The 2,034-nt window shown below is 64.6% G+C and carries 3 protein-coding genes; 1 reads left to right on the forward strand and 2 read right to left on the reverse strand.

All coding sequences use genetic code 11. From position 1 onward, the window contains the following. Positions 1-272 precede the first annotated feature (272 nt). Positions 273-923 (forward strand): PAQR family membrane homeostasis protein TrhA, encoded by a 651-nt coding sequence (gene trhA, locus ACT84W_RS08970; RefSeq protein WP_417574948.1) that lies wholly within the window; start codon positions 273-275, stop codon positions 921-923. A 133-nt stretch (positions 924-1,056) separates the two neighbouring features. Here the strand turns inward: trhA and ACT84W_RS08975 are convergent, their stop codons facing one another. Both ACT84W_RS08975 and ACT84W_RS08980 read right to left on the reverse strand, forming a co-directional pair. Further along, positions 1,057-1,503, reverse strand: coding sequence for a zinc ribbon domain-containing protein (locus ACT84W_RS08975; protein WP_432290852.1), 447 nt, complete (start codon positions 1,501-1,503; stop codon positions 1,057-1,059). A gap of 168 nt (positions 1,504-1,671) precedes the next feature. After that, positions 1,672-2,034 (reverse strand): S1 RNA-binding domain-containing protein (locus ACT84W_RS08980; RefSeq protein ID WP_444328962.1); only part of this gene is annotated, 363 nt, incomplete at its 5' end.

Below are 2,034 nucleotides of genomic sequence, written 5' to 3' on the forward strand. Positions count from 1 at the left end.
GAGCGCGGCGATGGAGAACGCGCCGACCGGCTTGGCGAATACAGCCATCGTGAGCAGGGCGATGTTGTCGCCGAAGTCCCCGCCAACCGACGCCGACCAGGCCAAAAACACGACGCAGATCGCCGAGATGACGCCCCACACGGCGGCGTTGGCGATGAACGTGGATCTCTTCATAACATGACTCCTCAACATCTATGGGGTATGCTCGTTTAGCAAGAACACAGTATAAACCCGAGCGGCGGGCGCCGCTTTTACCCGAGGACGGTATTGCGATGGAGAACACAAAGGCGAAGCGCAGGTACACGGTCGGCGAGGAGGTCGCGAACTCGGTGAGCCACGGCGTGGGGGCGCTGCTCTCCATCGCCGCGCTCGTGCTGCTCATCGTGCGCGCCGTCAGCCACGGCGGCGGCGTGAGGCTCGCCGCGGCGCTGCTCATGGGCATCGGCCTTCTGGTCGAGTACCTCTTCTCGACGCTCTACCACGCGATCGCGCCCGAGAAAGCCAAGCGCGTGTTCCGCGTGCTCGACCACTGCGGCATCTACCTGCTCATCGCCGGCAGCTACGCGCCGTTCGCGCTCGTCGCGCTCGCCGACCGCGGGGGCATCGCGCTCGGCATCGCCGTGTGGGCCGTCGCCATCGTGGGCATCGTCGCCGAGTGCTTCCTGCGCGAGAAGCAGCCCAAATGGCTCACCGCGCTCATCTACGTGATCCTCGGCTGGGCGGTCGTCTTCCACATCGTCGACCTCTATCAGGTGCTGCCCGCGCCCGCGTTCTGGCTCCTTCTGGCGGGCGGCATCAGCTACACCGTCGGAGCGCTCTTCTACATCCCCAAGAACGTCCGCTACCTGCACTTCATTTTCCATCTCTTCACCCTGGCCGGCAGCGTCTGCATCACCCTCTCGGCCCTCCTCTTCGTCCTCTAGAACAAACATCGACCATCCACAAAGAAGCCCCGGAACACCTCCGGGGCTTCTTTCATATTGCTCTTAAATTCACTTAAGCAGCCACAAGCATGGTTGACCGACAAGGGCGTCGCCATCCACGAAGCCTCGGCAATTACGCTTTGACCTCGAACTTCTCGTGGCACTTCGGGCACGTCACGCGGAGCCTGCCCTTGCCGCGCGGCACGCGGACCTTCTGGCCGCAGTGGGTGCACTTGACGTGCTTGTACTGCTTGGCCTCGGCCGCGGCGGCTTTGGGGTTCTGCAGCCACGGGCGGGCGGGCCCGATGGCCTTGAGGAAGGCGGCGTTCTCGCGCGAGCGCGAGCCGAGGTTCTTCGACTGGATGCGGAAGCCGGCGTAGACGATCAGCGCGAGCGCGAGCCAGCCGAGCCAGCCGGCGTGCGCGAAGATGTTGATGATGACGAGCAGCAGCGCCAGGTAGACGCAGGCCATGGCAAGGTCATCAGGGCCTTGGCGACCGCGGAGCCACTGGGCGGCCTGGCGCTCGGCCTCGGCCCTCTTGGCGTTCCAATCGGTCTTCGGCTTGTTTTGGTCGGACATAAGGAAGGTCCTTTCGAACTTACGGTTCCGAAACGCACATCGCTTCTTCTACCCAAAGCTGAAGCTGGAATTCGCTCTCGGGGCCGAATCCCCGGGAACATAAAGGAGCCGCCCCGAGGGACGGCTCCTCCAGTGCTCGATGAAGCGACGCTGGGCGCGACGGGGAGCTTACTCCTCGGCGGTCTCCTCAGCCTCGGCGGCCTCCTCGGCCGGCTTCTCGGACTCGGGGAGAGGCTTGACCTCGACCTCGGTGCCGAGGGTCTCGGCGGCGGCCTTCATAGAGAGGGAGATGCGACGACGGTCGAGGTCGATCTCCATGACCTTCACCTGGACGGTGTCGCCCACAGAGCAGACCTGGGACGGCTGGTCGACGTGGGACTTGGCCATCTCGGAGATGTGGACGAGGCCCTCCACGCCGTCGCCGAGGTCGACGAAGGCGCCGAAGGTGACGAGCTTGGTGACCTTGCCCTCGACGATGGCGTCGACGGGGTACTTCTTGACGAGGGTGCGCCAAGGATCCTCGGTGGTCTG

It is taken from the genome of Paratractidigestivibacter sp. (assembly GCF_052362415.1).
Classification (GTDB): Bacteria; Actinomycetota; Coriobacteriia; order Coriobacteriales; family Atopobiaceae; genus Paratractidigestivibacter.

What these genes read in the sequence shown, in the direction of transcription:
- ACT84W_RS08975 (WP_432290852.1), bottom strand. Translation starts at nt 1,503, where the DNA reads ATGTCCGACCAAAACAAGCCGAAGACCGATTGGAACGCCAAGAGGGCC.
- trhA (WP_417574948.1), top strand. Translation starts at nt 273, where the DNA reads ATGGAGAACACAAAGGCGAAGCGCAGGTACACGGTCGGCGAGGAGGTC.